Here is a 20,179-nt window from a genome sequence, read left to right on the forward strand (position 1 = left end):
TCTGCCGTGCAAGTTTGGAGGCTTTTCTGTACATTTAAGCTATGAACTTAGATCTCACAGATAAACGAGCCTTGGTTTGCGGCAGCACCCAGGGCATCGGCAAAGCTATAGCCATAGAACTGGCACAACTCGGAGCACATGTAACCCTGTTAGCCCGCAACGAGGAAAAACTGCAGCAAACGGTGCAGGAACTGGACAGCAGCAAAGGTCAGCAGCACGACTATCTGATAGCTGATTTTGCCAGCCCTTCGGATGTTATGCTAAAGCTGGAGGTTTACCTGAAGCAGCAGGAGGTTATCCATATACTTGTAAACAATACAGGTGGCCCGGCAGGCGGACCTATTACAGATGCCAGGCCAGAGGAGTTTCTGAACGCCTTTAACATGCACCTGATTAACAACCACACGTTGGCACAGGCTGTTATTCCGCTTATGAAAAGCGCTGGTTATGGCCGTATTATCAACATCATCAGCACCTCGGTAAAGCAGCCGCTACATGGTTTGGGCGTATCGAACACTATACGTGGGGCAGTTGCCAGCTGGGCTAAAACAATGGCCAATGAACTGGGAGTTTTTGGTATTACCGTAAACAATGTATTGCCTGGCGCCACCCGCACCGGAAGACTGGAGTCTATCATCGAAAATAAAGCAAAGAAGAACGGGGTAAGTATAGATTCTACGGAAGAAGAGATGGTAGCAGAGATTCCTGCACGCCGGTTCGCCGACCCTGAGGAGGTGGCAGCGGCCGCTGCCTTTTTAGCCACACCAGCTGCAGCATACATCAATGGCATCAACGTGCCTGTAGATGGCGGCAGAACGGGTTGTTTATAGAGTCGTTGATCCTAAGGCATTCGTAATTCATAATTTGTAATTCATAATTACCCTCCAGTGCAACACATCCATAACTATATAAACGGCCAGTTGGTAATGCCTGTGGCAGGCAAGTACATTGATAACCACAACCCGGCTACCGGCGAAGTATATTCGCTTATACCTGACTCTGACGAGCAGGACGTAAAGCAGGCAGTACAAGCGGCGTTGGCTGCTTTCCCGGCATGGTCTAAAACGCCGGCCGAAAAGCGTGGGCAGATTCTGATGCGCATTGCAGACCTGATTGACCAGAACCTGGACATGCTGGCTGAGGCTGAGTCTGTAGACAATGGTAAACCCTTGAAACTGGCTAAGTCGGTAGACATTCCGCGTGCCAGCAGCAACATGCGTTTTTACGGCACGGCCATTCAGCATTTTGCATCGGAGGCGCATTACATGGAAGGTACTGATGCCATTAATTATACAGTGCGTCACCCGCATGGTGTGGTTGGCTGCATTTCGCCTTGGAACCTGCCTTTATACTTGTTTACCTGGAAAATTGCTCCTGCCTTAGCTGGCGGTAACTGTGTAGTGGCTAAACCATCCGAAGTAACCCCCATGACGGCTTTCCTGCTGTCGGAACTATGTATTGAGGCTGGTTTACCGGCTGGTGTACTAAACATTGTGCATGGTTACGGACATAAAGTAGGCGCTGCCATTACTGCACATCCGAAAGTGCCTGTTATTTCCTTTACCGGTGGCACCGCCACTGGCCGCACCATTGCAGCCACGGCGGCACCTATGTTCAAAAAGCTGTCGCTGGAGCTGGGGGGGAAGAACCCGAACATCATTTTCGCCGACTGCGACTTTAACAACGCTCTTCATACTTCCATTCATTCGTCGTTTGCCAACCAGGGGCAGATCTGCCTTTGCGGTTCCCGTATTTTTATAGAGCGTCCTCTGTACGATAAGTTTAAAGATGCCTTTGTAGAGAAAGTAAAAGCCATGAAAGTAGGCGACCCGATGGAAGAGGGCACCAAATTAGGCGCTGTGGTATCGGAGCAGCACATGCAAAAGGTACTCTCCTACATTGATCTAGCTAAAGAAGAAGGCGGAACCATACTTACAGGCGGACAGCAGGTACAAGTAGAAGGACGCTGCGCCAACGGCTGGTTTATCTCCCCGACCATTATCGAAGGACTATCGCCGGAGTGCCGCACCAACACCGAAGAGATTTTTGGCCCTGTAGTTACGCTAATCCCTTTTGATACCGAGGAAGAAGTTATCCAATACGCCAACTGCACCGACTATGGCCTCTCTGCCACCATCTGGACACAGAACCTAAACCGTGCACACCGTGTGGCACACCAGCTGCATTCTGGCATAGTATGGATTAATACTTGGCTCCTGCGCGATCTGCGCACTCCATTTGGCGGTATGAAAAATTCCGGTGTTGGCCGTGAGGGCGGCTTTGAGGCGCTGCGTTTCTTTACGGAGCCACAGAATGTTTGTGTGAAACTGTAAAAACTAAAGCAAAATGAGGCGAGTCATCTGAGCGTTAATAAAGCGTTTTAGATGATTCGCTGCGTTTAGAGTGGCAACGAAATAAAGCTTTTGGATAGCACCGATTATGCCTTCTCTGCAACATTTCCCGCCTAAACCTATTATACTTCCATAGGAGGATCTGCTAACGCCCTCATACTATGCACCTACACAGCCATGCACATAAAGCAACTATTCCGTTTATACTTTCCATACTCGACGAAAGTGAGGAGTCGCTGTACAAGCAGGACATAGAGGTAAAAGAGCTACGGGCCATATACAACGATTACATCAGCCGTCTGAGCGAACTGGAGGAGATTGCCGTGCTGGTAGCTAACATTCTAAGACGGCAGCAGGACGTGCATGCCGTGCGGCACAGGGTAAAGGAGCCACTGCACCTGCTCAAAAAGATCATCCGGAAAAAGCAGGAATATCCCGACCGCCACATAAACGTCACCAATTATCTAGAGTACATTAATGATTTAGTAGGCGTACGCATTCTGCACCTGTACAAGGATACTTGGTATGATATAGGTAGTTATATACAGCAGGTGTGGGAGCTAAAAAGGCAACCGTACGCTTATGTTAATAACGAAAAGACGAAGCAAGCCAAGCAGTTTACTTTAAATAACCACAAGGTGATAGTTAACACAAAAGGATACAAGGCGCAGCACTACATAATAAAGGTAAAGCCCAACAAGCAGCTATACTTTGTAGAGGTTCAGGTTAAAACGCTGTTGGAAGAAGCCTGGAGCGAAATCGATCACTGCCTACGCTATCCTGACCAAGAGCCAAACGAACTGCTGAACAGGCTGCTTTGGATGCTTAACCAGTTCACGGCCAACGCCGATGAGGTGGCTACTCAAATACAGGCACTGGCTAATGAACTGCATAAGTATAAACACGAAAAGAAAGCGAACCCAGAAGTTACAGTAGCACAACTTCACAGCCACATAGATAAGTTACCCGTAGACGAGCAGGAGAAGCAATATCTTTATACTTGCTTAGCTAAGATAACGGGCAAATGAGCTGACTTATCATGAGCTACTTCTTATCCGGTACAAGATTGTGAGCCACCAGCTTCCATTGCCCATCCAGCACTTTCCATACTTTTAGGTAATGCCCGGCCACTTCGCCTTTGCTGGTTTGCTGAACGTAGCTGCCGTAAGTATAAGCCATGTCGGCTGCCGGTGAAAGCTCATGCCCCAGGTTGGTGTATACTATATTTGAGGCAGGCTCTATACTTGCATCCTTATACTTGTAGGGATATTCTCCGTGGCGGTAGATCAGTGTTTCGGCGAAGTATGGCTGCACTTGCTGCATATCTTTGGTCAGGAGTTCCTCTTTTGCGCCTTTGGTCTTCTTTGTTTTTGAGTCTACAGGAGTTGGTTGGTAGGCTTCTTCTTTAAGCAGGTTCGGAGAGAAAGAATTTCCCATATCAATGGCAACTTTCCATTGCCCGTCCGGCTGCTTGCGCCACACCGACAGGTAGAAGCCTGCCCCTACAACTTTGTCATCTTCTACACTTGGCTTTAGTTGATAAGGTCCGGTAGTATAACCCCAGTCCAGCGAGCTGGAGATGTCAGCGTAGGCTGGGTACCAACTCAGGTAAGCTTTACTGACAGGTGCTGCAGCATGTAACTTTTTAGCATTGGTGGGCTTGGGGGCGAACACTAGACCGTCTTCGGCCATGTTATCCACAAAAGCCTGGTGCAAACCTTTGGCTTCGGAAGTGGCTGAGAAATTTCGTTCGGCGTTGGCTAAACTCTCCAGGGCCTTATCGCGGGTAGGGTTGCTAACCTGGAAAGCGCACAGCAAAAGTGCCAGCAATAGAAATGCGGTAATCTTCATAGTTTCAGGTAATTAGTGTAGCAAAAAATAAGGCCAAATATAGTTGTTATTTCTATACCTGGCCTTACCAATTACCTAAATTTTAAGCACTTATACTTTTATTTCGCCGCTGCCAGCTTACCCGTTCTTATACTTTCTTTCAGGTACTCCATTACAGTATCTCTGCCTTCGGCCAAGTCTTTTATACTTTGCTTTAGTTCTACGTCTGGCTGCACTCCTTTGTCTGCACTTGCTTCTGTAAAACCTGCTGATAGCCACTCTGCCACAGCACAGATGCCCCATAGCTTTGTGTTTGGCAACTGAAAACTGGCCGGCTCTCCAAAGAACTGCATGCTGCCACCAGTAGCCTCTCCTATCATAGTTCCCAGTTTATAAGCTTTAAAGGCCGAGGCCATCATGTGCGATGAGGAGAAAGTTCGTGGGGCTGTCAACATGTAAAGTTTTCCTTCAAACAGTAGTTCCGGCTTGGCAAGTGGCTCAGGGGCTACAGCATCCCATTCCGAGCGATAAACATTGCCATCAAAGCCTTCTTTCTGAGAAATCCTATCCATCGTACTCTTCAGACCTTTGTTGTAAGGCATTGCAGCAAGCACAGTAGAGTATCTTGTTATTTTGGCGTCTCCTTGTTTGTATGGCTTGGTCGTAGTGTATTGCAGCACCATGTCTCCTACTACAGAGTTGCCACCGCCACTCCTGCGCATATCTATGGCTAGATGCTGAATGTTCTTTTCCTTGATAGCAGTAAATGCTGAGTCCAGAAAAACCTCCAAGGCCTTTGTACGGTTCAGGCTGAACAGCTCCAATACCGCCAGGCTCTCCTTTTCATGTATGGTTAACTTGTAGCTCCTGGAGCCGGCACTCATCAGTTTCCACAGGTCACTGTAGCTTATACCATTTAATACTTCCTTCTGCTTTCTGGAGTCACCATAGTTCTGGTACTCCACCTCAACTTTGTCTCCCCAGCCGTAGGCTCCCCATAGCGTAATCCCGAACAACCTACCCATGTTAGCTGCCTGATTCTTTTGATTATCTGCAGACCATACGAACAGCATCTTTTTAAGCAGAGCACCTGTTTTCACTCCATTTACTTTGGTAATCTTAGCACCAGGTTTTACACCTGAAGCGTCAGTCGCTTTTTTAACGATAAGCTCCTGGTCTCTTACCTCCATCCCAAGCGGAAAAAACTTGCCGCCGTTTTCGTGGTACTCTTGCAAGCCCTTATCCTCCAGATCAAAGCCCAGACTGGTGTGTCCGTCCCAGTACTGCGACAGCAGCGGAGAAGCGACAATGGAAAATTCTCTGGCAGTTAAAGGTGTTTTTAGCTGCTTCTTTACCTTCTCCCATTCTTTGTCGGCCTTCTCTTTTTTAATGCGCAGGTATAGGTTAGGATGCGTGGCGTTAACCCATCTATACATGCTGTCGAGGTCCTGGCGCATTTGCTCTGGGGTAAAAAGTTTTTCTTGCGGTGCCTGTTGTGCAAAAGTTAGTGTGGCTGCCATGAACAGCAGCAGCAAAAGAGATAATGTTTTTTTCATAGTTTATACTTTAGTGGCGTTTATGTAGCTATAGATGAAGACATAAAGTAGAAGGTTGCACCATACTAAAAAATAAAGGGCCCACCGTTTCCGGCGGGCCCTTTATACATTGGGTTTATACTTTGCTTACTGGTTCACCTCTGTTGGGTTGATCAGCTTACGTTCCAGGAAGTTCGTCATCATGTTAAAGCGGTGCAGCGATGTAATGCCACCACCTACGCCGTGGTTACGGTTCGGGTAGTAGAAGCTCTCGAACTGCTTGTTGGCGCTGATCAAGGCATCCTGCATGGCTACTGCATTCTGGAAGTGCACATTATCATCACCAGTACCATGAATTAACAACAGATCGCCCTGCAGTTTATCGGCAAACATCAGCGGTGAGTTATCGTCGTAACCGGCGGCATTCTCCTGTGGTGTTTTCAGGAAGCGCTCTGTGTAAATGCTATCGTAGTATCTCCAGCTAGTAACAGGTGCAACTGAAATACCAGCTCTGAACACACCTTCGCCTTTGGTTAAGCCCAGCAGCGTCATGTAACCGCCAAAGCTGTGCCCCCAAATACCGATTCTGTCTTTGTCGATGTAAGACTGCTTGCCCAACCACTTCGCCGCTTCAATCTGGTCTTCAATCTCATACTTGCCCAGGTTGGCATAAGTAGTTTTCTTGAATTCAGCGCCACGGGCACCTGTACCACGGTTGTCAACACTTACTACGATCAAGCCTTTATCAGCCAGCACCTGGTACCATAGGTAGTTGTTGCCACCCCAGCTGTTGTTCACTGTCTGTGAGCCCGGACCACCGTACACGAACATCAGCACAGGGTATTTTTTGTTCGGGTCAAAATCAGTTGGCTTTATCATCCAGCCATTCAGTTTGGTGCCGTCCGCTGTGTTCATGGTAAAGAACTCCTGTTTGGCGATATCATACTGTGCCAGCGTGTTCTTCAGCTTCTGGTTGTCTTCTAATACTTTGATCAGCTTACCGTCTTTTGCCGTGTGCAGGCTAACTGTAGTTGGCACGTTGGCAGCAGAGTGATAATCCAGGTAATACTTATAGTCATCACTCATGTTCACATTATGCGTACCGGCTTGCTCAGTGAGGCGTGTTTTCTTTTTGCCTTTGCTGCTGATGCTGTACAGGTGGCGCTCCAGCGGAGAAACCTCTGTAGACATATAGTACAGGCGGTCGTTCTTTTCGTCGTAGCCGATGAAGTTGCTCACCTCCCAGTTACCGTCGGTAATCTGGCGCACCAGTTTACCGTTCATGTTGTACAGGTAAAGGTGGTTGAAGCCTTTCACCTCCGAAGAATGGATAAAGTGCTTGCCGTCTTTCAGGTAAGTCAGGTCGTCTGTTACATCAATGTATGCCTTATCTGTTTCCTTCAGCACCACATTAGATTTACCGGTAGTAGCATTCGCGTGCAAAATCTCCAGTGTGTTCTGCAGGCGGTTCATTTTCTGGATAGAAAGCAAGTTAGCATCGTTTGTCCACTTGATGCGCGGGATGTAGATGTCCTCCTCAGTGCCTGTGTCCATTTTAGTGGTTTTGCCACTAGCCACATCATACACCGATACTTTTACTTTTGAGTTGGCTTCACCAGCTTTCGGGTACTTAAACTTGTTGTCCTGCGGGTAAAGCTCGCCCCACATCTGCATGTTAAACTCCGGCACGTTGGTTTCATCGAAAGTATAAAAAGCGATCTTTTTGCCGTCCGGTGACCAGTGGAAGCCCTGCGCAAAAGAGAACTCCTCCTCGTAAACCCAATCCGCATACCCGTTGATGATAGAGTTGAACTTACCGTCTGTGGTGATCTGCGTTTCTTTCATGTTGCTCAGGTCCGTTACAAACATGTTGTTGTCACGGGCAAAGGCAACGCGCTTGGCATCCGGTGAGAAGGTAGCATACATCTGCTTGCCGCCGTCGCTTAGCTTAGTCAGTTTTTTAGAGGCGATGTCGTAGATGTAGAAATCAGCCTTGGAAGAACGGCGGTAGATCTGCTCACGGTTTGTAGAGAAAAGCACCTTCTGCTCATCCGAAGAGAAAGTATAGCCATCATACTTAATCGGGGTGTTGCTGCCCTCCGGCTTTAGGTTTTCACCCTCAATAATGGTGGCTACTGGCTTACCAGTAGTTACATAATACTTAACGATGTCGTTTACTTTGTTCTGCTCGTCCTGTACCTGTGAGCTGTAGTACTGGCCGTCGTTCATCCAGTTTACGCCATACACCGATTGTGTTCTGAAGGTACCTTTGCGGAAAACATCCTCCAGGGTGATGTCTTTTTTCTGCTGCGCCTGCGCCACAAAGGCAAAGCATAAAAGCACGGCAGCTAAAAAGCCTGTTCTTAGTTTAATATGCATGAGTTTGAATTTAAGGTTTAGCTAACCCCTAAGTTAGGTATTTATGATGGTTTTGCCATAGATCAATGCCAAAACCATACCTGTCTGCTCCTAACATGCTACAAATGTAAAAAGGCAGCCCATTGGGCTGCCTTTAACAACTAAACTTATACTCTTTAAAAATTGTAGCCAAACGTCAGCATCACTGTCGAGAGTTTTTCATCGATATCGACTACAGGCTCATCTCCATTGTCGAGTGTAAACGGAGAGTAACGGCTATTGCCTGTACTTCTAACATACGCCAGATCGAAGTAATAATTCTTCAGGCGCACACCCGCACCCGCTGTGTAAGAATTTATACTTCCGTCGAAGGAGGCATTTTTATATGGATCACCAGAATGAGCATAACCGGCTCTCACCCTAAATAAATCAAAACGTCCTTCTGCACCTATTCTGTAGTTTACAGCAGATTGGTAGGTATTGGAAATACGGTTGTTTATCTCGTTGAAATAATCGTTGACTGTTGTAAAATCGCCATCGTCTTCCGAGAACTTGATGTTGCTGTAGTTTACGAATTCCACATCGGCCGTAACAAAGCCATACTTACCAATAAACCCTGCCGCGCCAAGTGTGGCTCTAAAAGGTGTTACCAGGCTATAGGTAAACTCGCCAGGCAATTCAATTGCACTTTCAGTCGGGCCATCATCAAACGAGGCGTATAAAGACCGTTGATAAGTATCGTTTAAAGTATAAGCTGTTGGTGTTTGCAAGGTTAAGCCTAAACGCAAAGCGTCAATTGGCCTGGCAATAACACCCACTTTCAAGTTTATACCTGCTCCCTCTGTTGTAAACTCATCACGCAGCTCCAGGTCTGTAAAGGCCGTGTTTGTGCTGCTCTCCGACTCACGGTAAATACTTTCCTGTGTAAAGTTAGATGTTACAATTCCTAACGACGCCCCTAAGTATAACTTGTCTTTGTAGCTTGTGCCAACACCAATGTCAAACTGATTTTGAGAGCCTCTGCGACGGATATCTTCCCGCTGCAGTATTTCTCCTTCTCTAAATAGTGGCACCACAAACTCATTGCCCTCATCGTCTACTTCTACATCAATAAGGTAAGCTCCAAAAGCTAGCCCTTCCAGCGTAGTAAAACCATTATTAAACTCTGAGTTCAGGTCGTTTAGGGTAACACCTTTTTTATTGGCCTGCTCTGCAAAATATTCTACAATCGTTAGTTGATCTGAGGCTGCAGTGTTACTATAAGACCGGCGCTGGTTAAAATTATTTAGTCTGGTAAAACTGACACCGAAGTTAACTCCGGTCCAGTCACTACCTTCGTATTCGTCTCGTTTGCTAATAACCAAACCAGCATGTGGTATACTTACAGCGTTCTGATCGATAGATTGCGAGAAGCCACCAACTTTTGTTTGGGTGCTGTTAAACTGTAAGCCGGGGCTAATGCTAACTTCCGACCTGCGAAACATACCCAATCCAGCTGGGTTAGACGAGATGGTAGAGATATCTGCACCAAGTGCAGATTGTGCTCCTCCTATACCTTGAATGCGTGCAGAACCAGTTACTCCGAGTCGGGTGTAGCGCAAAGCGTCTACCTCGTTCTGGGCAAAGGCGCTGCCTGACCAGCCCAGCGTTAACGCCAGGCTGGCTAGAATTAGCTTATGTATGTTCATGGGGTGTATCTAGGTTATTGTCCTCTTTTTGGGCGGCCGCTGCCACTGTTGTTACTTCCGGATGATGAGTTACTGCTGCTGCTTTCGCGCCTTACCTCGCTTGAGCGGGAAGGCTGTGAACTTTCGCGGCGCGGCTCATAACTTGGCCTGCTCTCTGTGCTACGCTGGCGCTGTTGCGGCATATTGTACTCGCGGGTCCTAGGTCTGCTTTCCGTAGACCTAGGTGTAGGTGTATACTCACGGCTGCGTCGCTCTGAAGGCTGTATCACACGGCGTTCATTCTGCTGCCGCTGCTCATTAATATTGCCTCGCTCTCTTGTGCCGCGGCTTCTACCTTGGCTTGGGTCATAGTACTCAGTACGACTCGGACGCGATGGTATAGACGGTTTCGCTTCAGAACCTGTTTGTGGCGCTGCCACCGCATCGCTAGAGCGTGACGGACGTGCATTTTCTGTGCCTATAACATCTCCTTGATAAGCCTCACCTCTTACTGGTCTGCCGCCATTGCCTCTGTTGCCGTCTGTAACCACACCTCCACGTGCATCGCGGGGGCCATATTGTGTCTTAATGCGGTTTACAATGATAGGGCTATCATAAACCCATCTGTTGCCATACCAGTTGTTACCGTAAAAACCGCTATAATAACCATGGTGGTAGTATGGGTTGTGCGGATACCAGCGGCTGTAGTATGGATGATGTCTGCCCCAATTTCCCCAGCCGTAGTTATAGCTGATAATTACAGACACGCCACTGTTCCAGAATGGTCTGCGGTAAAATGGGTCGTAAAAGAATGGGTCATGGTAAAACGGATCATAGAATGGATCATAGAACGGAGAGTTATAACGACTGTAGGCATAATGGCGAGGCGTATAGGCGCTTCCCCAATACGGATCTACATACGAGTAATTTGGCCTGTACCAATTATTGCGCGGGTTATACTCTCTGCCATCGTAGTATTCGTAATCTTCGGCATAGTAGTTATCAGTAACTGCATTGCTGCTTTCACTATATCTTTGCTGCTCTCTGTTATCCGTTTCAGTTAGCCCATCGTACGATCTTGCCTCCGGCTCTGCATAAGTGGTTTTGTCCGAAGAACTATAGTACATATCATCATACTCTGTAGACTGCATTGCCGAAGGACCGCTGCAACCCAGTGCAAAAAGCGCTAGTGCGGGAGCTAAGGCGTATATCGTAAACTTTTTCATGGCCATCTCTGTAGTAAATTCCTCTATATCAAAGATAAACACACATGGGCGCAAATCCTTATCAATAGTCTAATATATTAAACGTATTTTTGAGCCAGAATGATATTTGACTCTCAGGTACAATTAAAGCAATTATTATTCCAAAAACATTAATCATTAGCGATATAGTATAAATTTTAACAAAAGATGAGCAAAGGGCTACCAAAAAGAAGCGAAGATTACTCCTTATGGTATAACGAGCTGGTAAAAAAAGCAGGCTTAGCAGAGAATTCTGCGGTACGTGGTTGTATGGTTATCAAACCTTACGGTTTTGCCATTTGGGAGAAAATGCAGCGTGTGCTAGACGATATGTTTAAAGCCACAGGCCATTCCAACGCATACTTCCCGCTGTTTGTGCCCAAGAGCTTGTTTGAGGCTGAAGAGCAGAATGCCGAGGGTTTTGCCAAAGAATGCGCTGTAGTAACGCATTACCGCTTGCAAGCCGATCCTGATAAGCCAGGAAAACTGCGCGTAGACCCTAATGCCAAACTGGAAGAAGAACTAATTGTACGTCCTACTTCGGAGGCTGTAATCTGGAACACTTACAAAAACTGGATACAGAGCTACCGCGACCTGCCTCTACTGATTAACCAGTGGGCAAACGTAGTGCGCTGGGAGATGCGTACGCGCCTGTTCCTGCGCACAGCAGAGTTCCTGTGGCAAGAGGGCCACACAGCACACGCTACGGCAGAGGAGGCCATTGAAGAAACCGTGAAGATGATGAACGTGTATGCTGACTTTGCAGAGCAGTATATTGGCTTGCCTGTAATTCGCGGGGTAAAAACCCCTAGCGAACGTTTTGCCGGCGCTCTGGATACCTATTGCATTGAAGGATTGATGCAGGACGGCAAGGCGTTGCAGGCAGGTACGTCACACTTCCTTGGCCAGAACTTTGCTAAAGCCTTTGACGTGAAATTTGCGACTAAAGAAGGTGGGCTAGAGCACGTATGGGGAACATCATGGGGTGTGAGCACGCGCTTGATGGGTGCACTGGTAATGGCTCATTCTGATGACGAAGGCCTGGTATTACCTCCTAACCTAGCTCCTATCCAGGTAGTGATTGTGCCTATTTACAAAGGTGAGGAGCAGTTGGCGCAGATCAGTGAGAAAGTAAACCAACTGAAGCGTGAGCTGGAGGCTAAAGGTGTTAGCGTGAAGTTTGATGATCGTGATACTGAACGACCTGGCTTTAAGTTTGCCGAATGGGAGTTAAAAGGTGTACCAGTACGCGTTGCCATCGGAGCTCGCGATCTTGAGAACGGGACTGCCGAGATTGCACGCCGCGACACAAAAGAAAAGAGCACACAGCAATTTGCAGGCCTTGCAGATCACATTCCTGCTTTACTTGACGAGATCCAGAAAAATATCTTCGAAAAAGCACTTTCCTTCCGTGAGTCTCATACTACTAAAGTAGACACGTACGAAGAGTTCAAGGAAGTGCTGGAAACAAAAGGTGGTTTTGTACTTGCCCACTGGGATGGCACACCTGAGACAGAAGAACGTATTAAAGAAGAGACAAAGGCCACTATTCGTTGTATTGCCATTGATACACCAGAAGAGGACGGCGTAGATATGCTTACCGGCAAACCAAGCAAACAGCGTGTATACTTTGCCAAAGCGTATTAAGTATTGATTATTTGTTGCTGATCTTTTTTCAGCAGTTTTCAAACGCCACCTCTCTGCTTGGGAGGTGGCGTTTGTATTTTCATCCCTTGCGTGTGCATTTTACAGCACCCAACAACGAACAATCAGCAATTAATCACTATATTTACTTACACAAGCACCCAACTTATGCTATTAGACTGGATTACTGTCATTCTGCTCATCGGTATCGGGCTTTTGCTTTTGGTAGTGGAATTGATCTTTGTACCGGGCACCACCATTGTTGGCATACTAGGCTTTGTGCTTACCTGTATTGGCATCTGGATAGGTTATGCTGCACTGGGCACCAACACAGGACATGCCATACTTGCCGTTACGGTACTTATAGGGGCATTGGCTTTTGTCTATAGTTTCAGGTCTGATAGCTGGACACGCTTTGCCTTAAAAAACCAGAACCGGAGCCGTGTTAACGACGAGCACCCACATGCTTTAACTGTGGGAGACGTCGGCAAAACAGTATCTGCCTTGCGCCCGCAAGGAACAGCCGTTTTTGGAGAACGCCACCACGAAGTACAAACCAAAGGTGAGTTTCTGCCGCCCAATACCTCAGTTCGCATTATTAAGCTTAATCAAAATAAAATAACAGTAGAAGAAAGTAAGCTAACCTAACCCAGATGGAAAACTTGTCCTTATTACTTTTGATTGCAGGAGGTATAGTCCTGCTCATGATCTTTTTATACTTTGTTCCGATCAGCCTTTGGATCACTGCTCTTTTCTCGGGGGTTAGAGTAGGCTTACTGGAACTTGTATTTATGCGTATCCGTAAGGTGCCGCCAAGTCTCATTGTAAATTCCATGATCAACTCTACAAAGGCTGGCATCGATCTTACAACCACTGAACTGGAAACACATTACCTGGCAGGCGGCAACGTGCCAACCGTTATCAAAGCCCTTATCTCTGCCGACAAGGCTAATATCCCGCTATCGTTTAAGCAGGCAACAGCCATCGACCTGGCTGGTCGTAACGTTTTTGAAGCCGTAACCACATCTGTAAACCCTAAAGTGATCAACACACCAAACGTAGCCGCTGTGGCCCAGGATGGTATTCAGTTGATCGCGAAAGCACGTGTAACCGTACGCGCCAACATTAATCAGTTAGTGGGTGGTGCCGGCGAAGAGACCATACTTGCCCGTGTTGGCGAAGGCATTGTAACCTCAATCGGTTCTTCCACCTCTCATAAAAGCGTTCTGGAAAACCCGGATATCATCTCTAAGCTGGTACTACAAAAAGGACTTGATGCGGGTACTGCCTATGAGATATTGTCTATTGATATTGCTGATATTGATGTTGGCGAAAACATTGGTGCCAAGCTGCAGATAGATCAGGCGGGAGCTGACCTAAAAGTGGCTGAGGCCAAAGCAGAAGAGCGCCGCGCCATGGCCGTAGCCGTGGAGCAGGAAATGAAAGCTAAAGCGCAGGAGGCGCGTGCTAACGTGATTCAGGCCGAAGTGGAAATTCCGCAAGCTATTGCAGCAGCTTTCCGCAGCGGCAACCTGGGCATAATGGACTACTATAAAATGCAGAACATACAGTCTGATACAGATATGCGTAACTCTATCGCCAGCCCTGGACAGCAGGGAGGTGGCCCTGGAAAGTCTAAAGAATAATCATACTTAGTTTTTAAATTAAGCAATAAAAAACCGCCTGCCCCAGTTGATTGGAGCAGGCGGTTTTTTATTTATACTTTATTTACTTTCTGCTATTGAGCTTTAAGTGTAAATGTGCGAGTTACACTGTTGTACGGGCCAGGTATAAGGCTACCGTTATTGTCTATTAGCTCAAGCTTAATGGTGTTTTCACCCATCGGAAGCCCCTCCATGATGTGCGGCATCCACTTATCAAGTATAAACTCGGTACCATTTATAGTAGCACGCACTTTATTTCCTGTAGGCGACAATTCAGTGTTTACTAAGTAGAAATCCAGCATCACCTGCTCTGTGTCTTTGCCAACGTACTCACCTTTAGGACGGCTGTAGAACATGTGCGGCGCATTCATGTCAAACTCCATACGTTCTGTTGGCTTGCCGGCAGTTACCATACGTAGGTCATAAGCGCCTTTGTGCTTTAAGCTCTCGTGGTAAGACCTTGACAGGAACGACAGGATCACGTGATCGCCTTCTGCTAAATCTTTTGTAAACTCTGTTTGATAATGTGCTGTGTAAGGCTCATTATCTACAATATTATGTATATGCTGCCCCTCCTGCGAGTTTGCCATGTGCTCAGCATTAGAGTGCGGTGTCATGCGCGTAAGCTGGAAGTTAGACAGATCATAATCAAACTGAACCGGCCCAGCCTCTACTACTCCGCCTGCCGGTGGCACGTTTAAGCGTAGCTGTGACTCAGGGTATTGCTGCGAATCGTTAAATGCAAATACCCGCAAACCATTTTTGCTCATAACAGCACCTGTTGGGGTAGGCCCCCCTATAGCTGTTGCAGCAGGGCTTTGAGATTCATTTTCCTGCGTCTGTCGGGCGGTATCACAGGCAGAAAAGCCAAGCATGAGTGCAGAGGCTAGTAACAAATAGGTTCTTTTCATGAAATTAAGGATTGGTTAGCGTTACAGCTAATTTAGCGATTTTATTTTTTTCGTATATTGCGAACTACGAGAAGAACACAAAAAAGTATACAGAAATAACTATATGAGCGAAATATTGTTCGATGAGGTTCCTTCCCTGGATTTGGCAGATTTCACATCAGGTGATGCGGAAAGAAGGGCTCGATTTGTAAAAAAACTGGGCGATGCGTACCAGAACATTGGTTTTATTGCTTTGCGCAACCACGGTCTTAGCGATGATTTAACCGAAAAACTGTATGCTGCTACACAAAAATTTTTCGCCTTACCAGATGAGGTGAAACAAAAATATGAACACCCAGAACTTGCTGGCCAGCGTGGCTATGTAGGTAAGGGAAAAGAGAAAGCAAAAGGCTTTAACACTGGTGACCTAAAGGAGTTTTACCATGTAGGCCAGGAGCTAAGTGATATTCCGGACAGCGATCCTATCAAAGAGGAGTACCCTGAGAACATCTTCCCGACAGAAGTACCCGAGTTTAAAGAAGTAACGCTAGAAGCCTACAGAAGATTAGAGGCTGCAGGTAAAGAAGTACTGCGCGCTATTGCTATTCATCTTGGCCTGGACGAAAACTATTTCGACGATAAGGTAAAGTTTGGCAATAGCATTCTACGCCCTATCCACTACTTCCCTATCGAGAACCCGGACAGCGTACCGGCTGACGCTGTACGTGCTGCAGAGCACGGCGATATTAACCTGATCACGTTGCTGATGGGTGCCAGTGCAGATGGCTTGCAGGTGCTTCGCCGCGATGGCCAGTGGATTCCGATTACGGCCCTGCCAGAGCAGGTAGTGGTTAACGTAGGCGATATGCTTGCCCGCTTAACAAACAACAAGCTGAAGTCTACTATCCATCGTGTGGTTAACCCGCCGCGCGAGTTGATGCATACTTCCCGCTTCTCTATTCCGTTCTTTATGCATCCACGTTCTGAAATGGACCTGACTTGCCTGGAGAGCTGCATAGACGAGAAAAACCCGAAAGCCTACCCGGACGCAACAGCAGGAGAATACCTGAACGAGCGCCTTGTAGAGCTTGGTCTTAAAAAAGCATAAGTTTATAAGCAATAAATTAAAGAGAGATGGCGAAAGCTGTCTCTCTTTTTTTATTTTTATGCGATGAGTTTGCGCTACTACATCTTCCTGAAGGACGTACTGCTACTGGCCCTTACTGCTTTTGGGGGCCCGCAAGCGCACATTGCTATGATGTTTAAGCTGCTCGTAGACAGGAGGCACTACCTTACAGAGCAGGAACTGATCGAGTTGAATGCCCTTTGCTCTATTTTACCCGGCCCCACTTCCACCCAAACAATAACAGCAATCGGCTTCAAAATAGGCGGACCAAACCTTGCCTACCTTACCCTATTGGTCTGGATAACGCCTGCCGCTATCATCATGGGTATTGCGGCCATTGCCATTTCATACTTACAAGACCAAGGCATTTCGCTTAAGTTCCTGAATTTTATACAGCCCATGGCCGTGGGCTTTGTAGCTTACGCGGCATACATGATCAGTTCAAAGGTGGTGAACACTAAAACAGGCATTGTGCTGATGATGATCTCGGCCGTACTAGCCTACTTTTTTAGTTCGCCGTGGGTATTGCCACTTTTACTAATTGCGGGTGGCGCCGTTACTGCCCTGCGGTTTAGGCAACACCCCGAGGAGAAGGACAAGAAAATAAAGATTGAATGGGCAAACTTTATACTTTACGTAGGGGTGTTGATTACGGCAGCCGTGCTCGGTGCTTTTACCTCTTCGTTACCGGTACGTTTGTTTGAGAACTTTTACCGTAACGGCAGCCTTGTTTTCGGTGGCGGCCAGGTGCTTATCCCGCTGCTGTATACCGAGTTCGTTGACTTTAAGCACTACCTTACCGGCGAGGAATTCCTCTCTGGTTACGCCATTGTGCAGGCCTTGCCTGGACCTACCTTCTCTTTTGCCTCTTTTGTCGGGAATTTAGCCATGCGCAGGTTTGGAATTCCAGGGCAGTTGCTTGGATCTTTTGTGGCTACGGTAGGGATCTTCCTGCCCGGCACTTTCCTTATCTTTTTTGTTATCCGCTTCTGGGATGAGCTTAAAAAGTATAGGGTGGTACGAGCTTCTCTGGAGGGCGTTAGCGCAGTAAGCTCTGGCATGGTGGTAGCCGCAGCCATACTTCTATACCATCCTGTCGAAAATACTATTCTCAACTTCAGTATTGTGGTGGTAACTTTTGCGCTGCTGATGTTCACGAAAATTCCACCGCCTATACTTATACTTACAGGCTTACTTCTCGGGATTGTTATTTACTAAGCGTTGGCACGATGCGCTGCAGGTCAGACAGCAATAGCTTGTTAAACTTTATTACCCCAGACTGGCTCAGATGATTTGCATCCAAAAAGTCGTACCGGGAAGAGAGCTTTAAACCGGGCTTGATATTGTAGTCTATAAGGTTGGCGTTGCTCTCTTGGGCTAGCTTAGTTATTACTGCTGTGTAAGCATCGTAATTTTCAACACTGTCCTTCAGTTCCTTTGTAACAGGGGCAACCACAAAAACTAAGATCACCTGCTGCTCTGCACACAATTCAGCAATCTTTCGGATGTAGTTCAGCTGCATTTCCGCAGTAGTAAAAGTGTATGGTCTTAGTGAGCTTAAAGACTCTGGTGAAAGTTTGTTTTCCCTTCTGTGCGATTCAGCAAACCCTCCCGGTACATACTGGTACTCTTCAAACTGTTCCTGGTCAGATGGATCTAATGGCTTAAAGGTGCTTCTCGCACCACTTAGTAACAATGTGTTCAGCAGCATCGGGTCTTTGCGGTGCCACACCATCTCCACCATGTTGTTGCTTATTTCTGAGTTTGATATTATATCTACCCCAGCCTCTACTCCTTCTTCGGCTAAAATCTCCCAGAACAGGTCCATAACTACCACTTTGGGGTTAAACTGCTGCAGGTTTTCCCTGAGCAAATAGTAGGAGTCAGCGGGTGTTTGGGAGGAAGTGCCTAAGTTGAACGCGCTTATACCGCGCTCTTCAAAAAGCCTGGTATCAAAGCCCCTGTAAACTTGAGAAGACCCGATGAACAGCACCTCTATATCCTTCTGCTTTTTAGCCTCCTGAAGCCGCAGCAACGTATAGCCTGTTCCGCCTAAAGTATACTTTACATTCGGCAGCCAGTTCACATTCCCGAACGTAAACAGTAATGCTACCGCCAGGACGTAAAAAGCTACCGCTACGGCCAGTACAGCAAAGATCCTGCTCAGGAGTTTTCTCATATCTTAAAACTGGAAATAGATAAACTCTGTCTCCTTAAAGCTGCCAAATAAGTAGATAAATGCCACTACAGCCCCGTAAGCAGCTATTCTAACAGCTGCAGGCAGCGAGGCAACCCTAAGCCTGATTTGATGCTCTAGCAACCACTCCACCAGAACAAGTAAAAGTATAACGCCACAAGCTATCAGGAATGATGTTCTTGTTTGCCCCAGAAAAAGCCATGTATTTCTAAGACCATCTGTGTCATGTACTATGGCATTAACCGAGTCACTCAGGCCAGAAATCATGTGGCTGCAAATATACAAGGCGTCTGTTATAGAATTTGCTCTGAAAAACACCCACGCCAGGCAAACAAGTATAAAAATAGCCGCTACCTGCATAAACCTCTGCAGCTGCGGTAACTTGGCCAAGCCTATACTTCTGGGCAGCAAGTGGCTTTGGTTCTTTATTACTTCACCGGCGATTAGAAAAATGCCGTGTAGAGCTCCCCATACTATAAAGGTCCAGTTGGCACCGTGCCAAAAGCCACTAATTACGAAGGTAATAAACAAGTTGTAGTACCAGCGCCATTTTACAACTCGGCTACCCCCAAGCGGGATGTAGAGGTAATCACGAAACCAAGTGGAAAGCGAAATGTGCCACCGGGCCCAGAACTCTCTAATGGATGCAGCGAAGTATGGCCTCCGGAAGTTTTCCATCAGTTTAAATCCCATCACTCTGGCTGCGCCTATAGCCATATCAGAATAACCTGAGAAATCGCAATAGATCTGAAAGGCAAAAAAAACAGTAGCGATGATAAGCGGAATACCTTCATAGGCTGTTGGGTCGTTGTACACTTGATTTACCATCAAGGCCAGGCGGTCAGCTATCACCACTTTTTTCATCAAGCCCCACGTCATTAGCCTGAGTCCGCTGGTTACGCGCTGGTAATTAAACTCGTGCCGCTGCTTGAGTTGGCCCAAAAGATTACCGGCCCGCTCTATTGGGCCCGCCACCAACTGAGGAAAAAATGATATAAATAATGCAAATATACCCAGGTGTTTTTCCGGCTTAATCCTGCCGTGGTACACATCTATACTATAGCTCATCGTCTGGAAAGTATAGAACGAGATGCCCATGGGCAGCAGCAGCTCAAATGCCGGCGCAGCATATGCTATACCCAACCACCTGGAGAGGCTTTCAGTTGTGTCGCTAAAAAAGTTAAAGTACTTAAAGGCTACAAGGATGCCCAGGTTGGAGATAAGGCTGAGCCATAGCCACGGTTTTCGTTTATACTTCTCACTGTCTGTATAGCGCCCCATCATGCGCCCACAAGTATAATCTACTACTGTGGAGACAAGAAGTATAATCGCATACGCTGCACGCCAAAACATATAAAAGGCGTAGCTGGAAATGAGCAGCAAAACCCAACGAAAGCGGTGCGGCAGCAGAAAGTATAAACCCACCACTGTCGGGAAAAATACTAAGAACTCAAAAGAGTTAAATAACATGGCAACCTACAACTATACTACAGCAAAAGAATGGTGTTCACGTCTGTACATATAGGTGCAGGCTGCCATGTATATATTAAGCTTCTCTGAGCACGCTTAGCAGGTAGTCGCCGTAGCCGCTCTTGCGCAGTGGCTCGGCGATCCTTTGCAGCTGCTCGGCATTTATAAAGCCCATGCGGTAAGCCACCTCCTCGATGCAGCCG

16 protein-coding genes and 1 pseudogene are annotated in these 20,179 nt (G+C 47.0%); 8 read left to right on the forward strand and 9 right to left on the reverse strand.

Features of this window, described 5'->3' with window-relative positions:
- The first annotated feature begins 41 nt into the window (after positions 1-41).
- From H8S84_RS19130 to H8S84_RS19140, 3 genes are all read left to right on the forward strand, one after another.
- Positions 42-830 (forward strand): SDR family oxidoreductase, encoded by a 789-nt coding sequence (locus H8S84_RS19130; RefSeq protein WP_187068991.1) that lies wholly within the window; start codon positions 42-44, stop codon positions 828-830.
- Between the two features lie 57 nt (positions 831-887).
- Positions 888-2,333, forward strand: coding sequence for an aldehyde dehydrogenase (locus tag H8S84_RS19135; protein ID WP_187068992.1), 1,446 nt, complete (start codon positions 888-890; stop codon positions 2,331-2,333).
- A gap of 179 nt (positions 2,334-2,512) precedes the next feature.
- Positions 2,513-3,379, forward strand: a complete 867-nt coding sequence (locus tag H8S84_RS19140; protein WP_187068993.1) for a RelA/SpoT domain-containing protein — start codon at positions 2,513-2,515, stop codon at positions 3,377-3,379.
- A gap of 16 nt (positions 3,380-3,395) precedes the next feature.
- Here H8S84_RS19140 and H8S84_RS19145 read toward each other — a convergent pair whose 3' ends face one another.
- From H8S84_RS19145 to H8S84_RS19165, 5 genes are all read right to left on the reverse strand, one after another.
- Complete coding sequence (locus H8S84_RS19145; RefSeq protein WP_187068994.1) at positions 3,396-4,202, reverse strand: hypothetical protein; 807 nt, start codon at positions 4,200-4,202, stop codon at positions 3,396-3,398.
- Between the two features lie 98 nt (positions 4,203-4,300).
- On the reverse strand, positions 4,301-5,737 hold the full coding sequence (locus H8S84_RS19150; RefSeq protein WP_187068995.1) for a S41 family peptidase: 1,437 nt from the start codon (positions 5,735-5,737) through the stop codon (positions 4,301-4,303).
- 126 nt (positions 5,738-5,863) lie between these two features.
- Complete coding sequence (locus H8S84_RS19155; RefSeq protein ID WP_187068996.1) at positions 5,864-8,095, reverse strand: S9 family peptidase; 2,232 nt, start codon at positions 8,093-8,095, stop codon at positions 5,864-5,866.
- 155 nt (positions 8,096-8,250) lie between these two features.
- Positions 8,251-9,762 carry an OmpP1/FadL family transporter gene (locus tag H8S84_RS19160; RefSeq protein WP_187068997.1) on the reverse strand — a complete coding sequence of 504 codons (1,512 nt, stop codon included), beginning with the start codon at positions 9,760-9,762 and terminating at the stop codon, positions 8,251-8,253.
- A gap of 14 nt (positions 9,763-9,776) precedes the next feature.
- Positions 9,777-10,967, reverse strand: coding sequence for a hypothetical protein (locus H8S84_RS19165; RefSeq protein WP_187068998.1), 1,191 nt, complete (start codon positions 10,965-10,967; stop codon positions 9,777-9,779).
- 186 nt (positions 10,968-11,153) lie between these two features.
- Here H8S84_RS19165 and proS point away from each other — a divergent pair, with 186 nt between their 5' ends.
- The 3 genes from proS to floA all read left to right on the forward strand — a co-directional run bounded on the left by proS (position 11,154) and on the right by floA (position 14,275).
- A complete protein-coding gene (gene proS, locus H8S84_RS19170) occupies positions 11,154-12,632 on the forward strand; it encodes a proline--tRNA ligase (RefSeq protein ID WP_187068999.1) in 1,479 nt (492 codons plus the stop codon).
- 165 nt (positions 12,633-12,797) lie between these two features.
- Positions 12,798-13,277, forward strand: a complete 480-nt coding sequence (locus H8S84_RS19175; protein WP_187069000.1) for an NfeD family protein — start codon at positions 12,798-12,800, stop codon at positions 13,275-13,277.
- A gap of 5 nt (positions 13,278-13,282) precedes the next feature.
- A complete protein-coding gene (gene floA, locus H8S84_RS19180; RefSeq protein ID WP_187069001.1) occupies positions 13,283-14,275 on the forward strand; it encodes a flotillin-like protein FloA in 993 nt (330 codons plus the stop codon).
- 92 nt (positions 14,276-14,367) lie between these two features.
- On the opposite strand, the gene H8S84_RS19185 is transcribed toward floA, so the two are convergent.
- Entirely contained in the window at positions 14,368-15,204 is an 837-nt protein-coding gene (locus tag H8S84_RS19185; RefSeq protein ID WP_187069002.1) for a hypothetical protein, read from the reverse strand.
- Positions 15,205-15,307: 103 nt separating this feature from the next.
- Here H8S84_RS19185 and H8S84_RS19190 point away from each other — a divergent pair, with 103 nt between their 5' ends.
- Both H8S84_RS19190 and chrA read left to right on the forward strand, forming a co-directional pair.
- Complete coding sequence (locus H8S84_RS19190; protein ID WP_187069003.1) at positions 15,308-16,291, forward strand: isopenicillin N synthase family dioxygenase; 984 nt, start codon at positions 15,308-15,310, stop codon at positions 16,289-16,291.
- A gap of 63 nt (positions 16,292-16,354) precedes the next feature.
- Positions 16,355-17,527: a chromate efflux transporter gene (chrA, locus tag H8S84_RS19195; RefSeq protein ID WP_187069004.1), complete on the forward strand. Its 1,173-nt coding sequence runs from the start codon at positions 16,355-16,357 to the stop codon at positions 17,525-17,527.
- Here the strand turns inward: chrA and H8S84_RS19200 are convergent.
- The 3 genes and pseudogenes from H8S84_RS19200 to H8S84_RS20165 all read right to left on the reverse strand — a co-directional run.
- On the reverse strand, positions 17,517-18,488 hold the full coding sequence (locus H8S84_RS19200) for a hypothetical protein (protein WP_187069005.1): 972 nt from the start codon (positions 18,486-18,488) through the stop codon (positions 17,517-17,519). The two genes, chrA and H8S84_RS19200, sit on opposite strands and share 11 nt — an antisense overlap.
- Positions 18,489-18,491: 3 nt before the next feature.
- Entirely contained in the window at positions 18,492-19,976 is a 1,485-nt protein-coding gene (locus H8S84_RS19205; protein WP_187069006.1) for an MBOAT family O-acyltransferase, read from the reverse strand.
- Positions 19,977-20,052: 76 nt separating this feature from the next.
- Positions 20,053-20,179, reverse strand: a pseudogene (locus tag H8S84_RS20165) (glucose-1-phosphate thymidylyltransferase); the annotation flags it as partial.

Origin of the sequence: Pontibacter cellulosilyticus, from assembly GCF_014306105.1 — a bacterium.
GTDB classification, from domain to species: domain Bacteria; phylum Bacteroidota; class Bacteroidia; order Cytophagales; family Hymenobacteraceae; genus Pontibacter; species Pontibacter cellulosilyticus.

What these genes read in the sequence shown, in the direction of transcription:
- chrA (WP_187069004.1), top strand. Translation starts at nt 16,355, where the DNA reads ATGAGTTTGCGCTACTACATCTTCCTGAAGGACGTACTGCTACTGGCC.
- H8S84_RS19165 (WP_187068998.1), bottom strand. Translation starts at nt 10,967, where the DNA reads ATGAAAAAGTTTACGATATACGCCTTAGCTCCCGCACTAGCGCTTTTT.
- H8S84_RS19185 (WP_187069002.1), bottom strand. Translation starts at nt 15,204, where the DNA reads ATGAAAAGAACCTATTTGTTACTAGCCTCTGCACTCATGCTTGGCTTT.
- H8S84_RS19160 (WP_187068997.1), bottom strand. Translation starts at nt 9,762, where the DNA reads ATGAACATACATAAGCTAATTCTAGCCAGCCTGGCGTTAACGCTGGGC.
- H8S84_RS19155 (WP_187068996.1), bottom strand. Translation starts at nt 8,095, where the DNA reads ATGCATATTAAACTAAGAACAGGCTTTTTAGCTGCCGTGCTTTTATGC.
- H8S84_RS19200 (WP_187069005.1), bottom strand. Translation starts at nt 18,488, where the DNA reads ATGAGAAAACTCCTGAGCAGGATCTTTGCTGTACTGGCCGTAGCGGTA.
- floA (WP_187069001.1), top strand. Translation starts at nt 13,283, where the DNA reads ATGGAAAACTTGTCCTTATTACTTTTGATTGCAGGAGGTATAGTCCTG.
- H8S84_RS19130 (WP_187068991.1), top strand. Translation starts at nt 42, where the DNA reads ATGAACTTAGATCTCACAGATAAACGAGCCTTGGTTTGCGGCAGCACC.
- H8S84_RS19205 (WP_187069006.1), bottom strand. Translation starts at nt 19,976, where the DNA reads ATGTTATTTAACTCTTTTGAGTTCTTAGTATTTTTCCCGACAGTGGTG.
- proS (WP_187068999.1), top strand. Translation starts at nt 11,154, where the DNA reads ATGAGCAAAGGGCTACCAAAAAGAAGCGAAGATTACTCCTTATGGTAT.
- H8S84_RS19150 (WP_187068995.1), bottom strand. Translation starts at nt 5,737, where the DNA reads ATGAAAAAAACATTATCTCTTTTGCTGCTGCTGTTCATGGCAGCCACA.
- H8S84_RS19190 (WP_187069003.1), top strand. Translation starts at nt 15,308, where the DNA reads ATGAGCGAAATATTGTTCGATGAGGTTCCTTCCCTGGATTTGGCAGAT.
- H8S84_RS19140 (WP_187068993.1), top strand. Translation starts at nt 2,513, where the DNA reads ATGCACCTACACAGCCATGCACATAAAGCAACTATTCCGTTTATACTT.
- H8S84_RS19145 (WP_187068994.1), bottom strand. Translation starts at nt 4,202, where the DNA reads ATGAAGATTACCGCATTTCTATTGCTGGCACTTTTGCTGTGCGCTTTC.
- H8S84_RS19175 (WP_187069000.1), top strand. Translation starts at nt 12,798, where the DNA reads ATGCTATTAGACTGGATTACTGTCATTCTGCTCATCGGTATCGGGCTT.